This is a genomic window from Corynebacterium tuberculostearicum, assembly GCF_032821615.1.
In the GTDB taxonomy this organism is placed as follows: Bacteria; Actinomycetota; Actinomycetes; order Mycobacteriales; family Mycobacteriaceae; genus Corynebacterium; species Corynebacterium tuberculostearicum_H.
The window spans coordinates 1-6,060 of record NZ_JAVBIF010000032.1 but is presented as its reverse complement, the minus strand read 5'-3'; the positions used below and the strand labels follow the sequence as shown (position 1 = coordinate 6,060).

Sequence of the window (6,060 nt, the reverse complement as noted above, 5' to 3'; positions counted from 1 at the left end):
AGGACGGCAAGTCTGTGCTGGGCAAGGGTGAAGCTACCTTCACTCCGGAGAAGTCCAACGGCATGGAGCCTGTCACCATCACCGTCAATGATGATGTGACCGAGCCGGTTGAGGCTGCGGTTGCCTTCGAGGAGCTCACCTCCACTGAGGTCAACGACAAGGGCGAGGAGACTCCGGGTACTACTCCGGAGAAGCCAAACCACATTGCTGAGCACAAGGACATCAATGATGAGGACCAGACCGTGACCTCCCACGAGGTCCACGATCAGGACAAGCCAGGCGGCTCCTCGGATGGTTCCTCTAACGGTTCTTCCAACGGTTCCTCGGATGGATCCTCTAACGGTTCCTCCAAGGGCAAGATTCCGTGGTGGCTCATCCTGATTCCGGGCATCGGCTTGGGCAAGATCATCAAGGATCACCACGACCACAAGGATCATGGCAACCACAATGGTGGCCACGGTGATAACACCGGCAACCACGATGGTGGTAACGGTAAGCACACCGACGGCCACAAGGGCGGCAATGGTCACGAGGACAAGGGTCAGGATGCTCCTCAGGGCGGCAACTCTGACAATGGACATGGCCGTGGCGTCGAGGTCCAGGGTCAGCAACCTGAAGAGACTGGTAACGCACTGCCATCCAACGCTGACCGCGTTGAGATTAAGTCCGTACCGTCCGGCGCAACCGAGCTTGAGCCGGGTATGCAGGATTACATCAAGTAGTCCATAAGCTTCGGTGAGGCGGCCTGCGGGTCGCCCCACCGGGGCTGAGACTTAAACACCAAAAATCCCCTCCAGGGTGTGAACTGCTCCCCCTTGCTTGGATTGAGAAATCAGCTATTTTCTAGTGAGGAACATTTGGGTAAGGGTTAAAATGAAGTGCCCCGAACTTTGTTCCTAGGCATTTGTCTTGATTGCTATTATTTCCTCTGGCGGGTTCTGCTTCCACAATTCGGTTTCCACCTCGACCGGGGTTCGGTATCGCAAGCTTGGTGGAGCCTAGTTTCGTTCCACAATGACACCCGTTTGAGCGTCGCGATTTCTACCTCGATAACGTCATCCCACCTGCGGGTATGGATCAGCTCGTTCTTGTAGGAGCCGTTAACGTTTTCAGCAAGAGCATTGTCATAGGAGTCGCCAACCGTTCCAGTGGAAGCAGCAATCCCATGCTGGGCAAGCCGCTCATTGTAGACAACGCTGACATACTGCGACCCGTGATCATCATGGTAAATGAGACCTGTTGTTTCCTCAGCACACACGATCGCCTGGTTAAGAGCTTGCAGCGGCAATGCTTCCGTCCGCATCGAGTCTGATAACACCCACCCTGCCGTTTCGGCGTAGTGGGTAGGGGGCAATCCGCGTAGTTGGTCGGGGTTTTCCGGATAGGTGGTAGGACTCCCTGTTTTCGGTCATTGTATAGGTGGCGTTGGCACAGCTTGTGCTGGCGCGTTATCACCTTTCATGACCTTAAGGAGGGCCTTTCATGGCCAGCTTCAAAGACATCATGGCGATGTGTTTGGACGGGGGAAGCTATGCTGCCAGCACTGCGGCGTTGGGATGTTCCAACCGGGACATTACCAAAACCAAGACACTAATTGCGGATCTGAGCATCACCAAGGAGTCGTATGCTCAGCTGGATCCAGCATTCTTCGACGAGCACTTCAGCGACCATCGCGAGGCCCGTCGCAAGCGCTGCGACCAGACAGACTTCGAAAAGCTCGCCAAGCGACTAGCCAACAACAAGCACTTGACCCGCCACAAGCTGTGGATGGGCTACGTTGCTGCACCTGCCGGTGAAGGCGAGTCGAAGTATCAGTACTCCCAGTTTTGCGAACGTCTGCGCACCCTCATCCGCACCACCGGAATGACCTCGATTGTCGAACACGAGCCAGGCTAGGAACTCTACGTCGACTGGGCTGGCCACAAGGTTTCCATCATTGACAAGGCCACCGGTGAAGTCGGCATGAAAGCCAGCTTATTCGTGGCCATCTGCCCCTATTCTTCGCTGTTGTCTGTGTCAGCAACAGCTAACGAGAAGATGGACAACTGGATGTCCTGCCATGTGAAATCCTTGGACTACCTCGGTAAATGCCCTGGCATCATCGTTCCTGACAACGCACCGACCGCGACTTACCAGCCGGTGAAGAACAAGCCCGGCCGGTGCATTCAAGAACGCTACGCGGACTTCGCCGACTCCTACGACATCCTGCTCGTGCCGGCCCGGCCTGGAAAACCTCGGGATAAGGCCGCTGTGGAACGTGCCGTCCAACTCGTCTACTCGCGCATCCTCGGCTACTTCGACGGGATCACCTTCTACAGCCTTGATGAACTCAATGAGGCTATCGCTCAGCGCGTCGACGACATCAACATGAATATGCCTAGGCTCGATGGGATCACCCGTAAAGAGTTGTTTGATGCTGATGAAGCACCCATGATGCGCGACTTACCAGATGCCCCGTTTACGGAAGTGTCCTGGCGAAACGTCAAAGTTCACCGCAACTGGCACATCTGCTGCGACTATCAGTACTATTCAGTGCCTGTCCAATACATCGGCAAAACCCTGCAGACACGGCTGACCAACAGCCTGGTGAGCATCTTCGACGACGACCTAGTCGCAGAGCACTCACGCATGCACAGGTTCAAGTACCGCTATTGCAACGACCCAGCCCATATCCCGGAGAGGGACATTGCCGGGGTCAAACCGCTTACCCCCCGACGAGCTGCTTGCTCGGGCCTCTTCGTTTGGGCCGGCAACCACCAAGGTTGTCTCATCAATCTTGGAACGCAACGCCAAAGCCGTGCCCCGCAGACTGCATACCGCCCACAACGTGCTCGTCAAGCTGGGCAATAAGCACAACAAGACCACGCTAGAGTCTGCTTGCCAGCAAGTCATCGACCATAACCTGGCGCCCAACATGCAGGTCATCGCGCGGATTCAAGCCGATATCCCCCGCAACGGTCACGCCCACGACCAAGTGCCAACCGCCCAGACCCCTCCCACTGGCTGATCACGCACTGTAGATATCACCGACATCGCAGACGTGGTGTGCCTACGCCCCGCCAGCTACTACGACACCCCAACCACAACCTCGAAGAAGGAGGCCTAGACCACCATGACCACCATCAACCTTTACGACGACATGCGCGCTAAGCTGCGCATACTGCGTCTGTCGACCTTCGCTGACATCTTCTTCGACCTAGTCGCCGCCGATGACACGAACAACGCATTGGCCGAGGAAATCTTCCTCAAAGCCGTGGAAGAAACCGCTTCCAAACGCCGACAGACCAACATCGCCAAGGCCATCACCCAGACGAAATTTCGGTACCCAGGCGCAACACTGACCGAATTGATCAACCCCAATAAGCGCGGGCTGAACCTGCGCCAGCTCAATCGGCTGGCCGCAACTCCCTGGCGCGACGAGCCGTCCAATGTGCACGTCCTCGCCCCCACCGGTGCGGGTAAAACCTACATCGCCTGTGTTATCGGTATTGCTGCCTGCCAGGCCGAATACAGCGTCGCTTACTACCGGCTGGATCAGCTCGTCGATGAGTTAGCGGCCTTCTCGCCGGCAGATGAACGCTACGTAGCTAAAATGCGCAAGCTACAAAACGTTGACGTGCTCCTCCTCGATGATTTCCTAACGATAGGAATCAACCAGCGTGGACAAGAAGACCTAACCAAGATCATATTCGACCGCGACGGCAGACTGCCGACCATCATCGTCTCCCAAACGACTGCGGCCTACTGGGTGAAGAAACTACCCGACCCCGTCGGAGCAGACTCACTGGTCAGCAGAGTCCATGCCGGACAGCGCATCGAACTCCACGACTACGACATGCGCCAACACCTGGCAAGCACCACACATAGCCCCAACGAGAAGTCGATCGGAATAGAAGCCGGGCAGCTGGCCTCGACAAGGCCAGCTGCCCGGCCCACCACCTAGTCGGAATCCAGCCCTATCACCGTTCCACAACACCCCTACCAACAAGCCGCTCTCAGCATTAAAGTGTGATTGTGGCGACCTTAGGGGGAGTTGGCGATCACATATTTTTCTCGAAGATAAATGGCAATGGAGTTAAGGCTCGCTGAATGGCCACATGATAGAACAGGTGTGCACTGCTTTCGAATGCACTTTAGCAACATCTGTAGCGACAAACTATAAATGGATACCACGCGGAGTAGTGTGGGAAACTACATGCAAAGCCAATTCTCAAATTCGTACAAGTTCAACTAAAAACGCGGCGCATGGAAGGGTTTAAGCGGGTATGGTTAAGATTAATACTAGTGTGAAATAGGTCAACATTTTAGCCGTGTATGCGGAAAATGAGATTATTATAACTCAATTAAATATGCTTATAACTGGGCACTTCGCGAAAGCATATGCGTCTATCCGCGTCTAGGACATTAGAAAGCCTGCATAGCATGCACGTTTCTAAAAAATCCCCGGCTAGCGCCTTGAATTTTCCCATGATACCATCCTAAGTACACAATAAAAGTTGATCTAGATTTGGGTAGAATCCCCTGGTTAACTGCAGTGTGTTCAAGTCTCAATTTCAGGTTCTGCTCAGCGAAAACTCGCTGTACAGGAAGCGAATGTAAGTATTTGTACCGCTCGAAGAGGAAAAATGAGTAGATTAAAAAACATATCCCGAGAGGGGTGGATGGTCTTTACTGCAGTGCTTGCTGCGATTGCGGTTATTGCGGCCATGGTCACCGTTCCGGGAGCGAAGGCGGAGGCTGCTGAGCCTACCGATTTTACGCCCAACAATACATTGGGCAACGAGCTTAAGAAGGAAGAAAAAGACCCACAGCATTTTGCCGCGGACTACTCTTGGGGTCTGCTTGTTTGGGCGGGAGAGCCAGCAGGGCCCGGCTTTGGCAATGGTGGAAACAAAAATAATGATGTGGGCTGGGGTTGGTGTATTGAACCGCACGCTAAAACCCCTCTCAATACGTGGGACGCGTATAAAAAGAAGAACGCTACGAAACTTAAGTTTAATGAGAAGTATCACGACGCCGTCATCAATCTCGGGCGGAAGATGGAAGCTGCAGCTGCACGAGGGGATAAAAAGGCGGCTGCCAACTATTACGTCTACCTGTTGATGTTCCTTGATTCGCATCAGAATCCAAAGAACCTACCATTTGAAACTATTGTAGGAAATAGCAAAGACTATTTCCCAGGGTTTACTGGATCGCACGAAGAGTTTACGGCGCTTACGGGTTATAAAATCGAGGGACCCAAAGAAGTGCCGAAGCTTGTAAAAGACCCGACGGTGGAAATAGCGAAGCAGCCTGAAGATGCGTTTATTACCGTTGTGCATCCGAATGGCAATCGCAATTCAAAGGCTCAGTCTGTCATTCCGGTAGACCAGCCCGGTCTGCCTGATGAGCCTGACAATGGTGGTGGTTCCGAAGAGCCCACGACTTCTTCTGAGGAGACTTCTTCGGACGAGACGACTTCGGAAAATCCTGGCGGGGAGACTTCTCCGAACGAGACAACTGAGAATCCTGAGCCGTCTGAGTCTGAGGGAACCACTCCGAAGGACACCACCTCCGAGACGACTCCGGAAAATCCTGGCGGGGAGACTTCTCCGAACGAGACAACTGAGAATCCTGAGCCGTCTGAGTCTGAGGGAACCACTCCGAAGGACACCACCTCCGAGACGACTTCGGAAAATCCTGGCGGGGAGACTTCTCCGAACGAGACAACTGAGAATCCTGAGCCGTCTGAGTCTGAGGGAACCACTCCGAAGGACACCACCTCCGAGACGACTCCGGATAAGACGACTGATGTAACGCCTAATCCGGAACCGACTCCTACTACTAGTGAGCAGGAGAAGGGTCTTGAGCCCAAGATTGAAACGGAAGCTTCCATCAAGGATGGTAACCGTGTAGAAAAGGGTGCCACGGTTATTGACACTGTGACGTATAAGGACCTTGTTCCGGGTAAGGAATACACCCTGAAGGCTGAGCTGATTAGCAAGGAGGACGGCAAGTCTGTTCTGGGTACCGGTGAGAAGACCTTCAAGCCAGAGGCCTCCAACGGCAAGGTTGAGGTTG

Annotated in this window: 6 protein-coding genes and 1 pseudogene; 6 read left to right on the top strand and 1 reads right to left on the bottom strand. The window is 53.9% G+C overall.

Features of this window, described 5'->3' with window-relative positions:
- Nucleotides 1–722 (top strand): annotated as a pseudogene (locus RAE09_RS11540) (VaFE repeat-containing surface-anchored protein); the annotation flags it as partial.
- A gap of 197 nt (nucleotides 723–919) precedes the next feature.
- Here the strand turns inward: RAE09_RS11540 and RAE09_RS11965 are convergent.
- Nucleotides 920–1,303: an integrase core domain-containing protein gene (locus RAE09_RS11965; RefSeq protein WP_366512279.1), complete on the bottom strand. Its 384-nt coding sequence runs from the start codon at nucleotides 1,301–1,303 to the stop codon at nucleotides 920–922.
- 179 nt (nucleotides 1,304–1,482) lie between these two features.
- Here RAE09_RS11965 and RAE09_RS11535 point away from each other — a divergent pair, with 179 nt between their 5' ends.
- From RAE09_RS11535 to RAE09_RS11515, 5 genes are all read left to right on the top strand, one after another.
- Nucleotides 1,483–1,896, top strand: coding sequence for a hypothetical protein (locus tag RAE09_RS11535; protein ID WP_316981743.1), 414 nt, complete (start codon nucleotides 1,483–1,485; stop codon nucleotides 1,894–1,896).
- A 66-nt stretch (nucleotides 1,897–1,962) separates the two neighbouring features.
- The gene (locus RAE09_RS11530) at nucleotides 1,963–2,850 is read left to right on the top strand and encodes a Mu transposase domain-containing protein (RefSeq protein ID WP_316981742.1); all 888 of its coding nucleotides are present in this window, start codon (nucleotides 1,963–1,965) and stop codon (nucleotides 2,848–2,850) included.
- The gene (locus RAE09_RS11525) at nucleotides 2,828–3,007 is read left to right on the top strand and encodes a hypothetical protein (protein WP_316981741.1); all 180 of its coding nucleotides are present in this window, start codon (nucleotides 2,828–2,830) and stop codon (nucleotides 3,005–3,007) included. Before RAE09_RS11530 ends, RAE09_RS11525 begins: the two co-directional genes overlap by 23 nt.
- Nucleotides 3,008–3,112: 105 nt before the next feature.
- The gene (locus RAE09_RS11520; protein ID WP_250411949.1) at nucleotides 3,113–3,943 is read left to right on the top strand and encodes an ATP-binding protein; all 831 of its coding nucleotides are present in this window, start codon (nucleotides 3,113–3,115) and stop codon (nucleotides 3,941–3,943) included.
- A gap of 718 nt (nucleotides 3,944–4,661) precedes the next feature.
- A partial coding sequence (locus tag RAE09_RS11515; protein WP_316981740.1) for a VaFE repeat-containing surface-anchored protein occupies nucleotides 4,662–6,060 on the top strand: 1,399 nt, incomplete at its 3' end.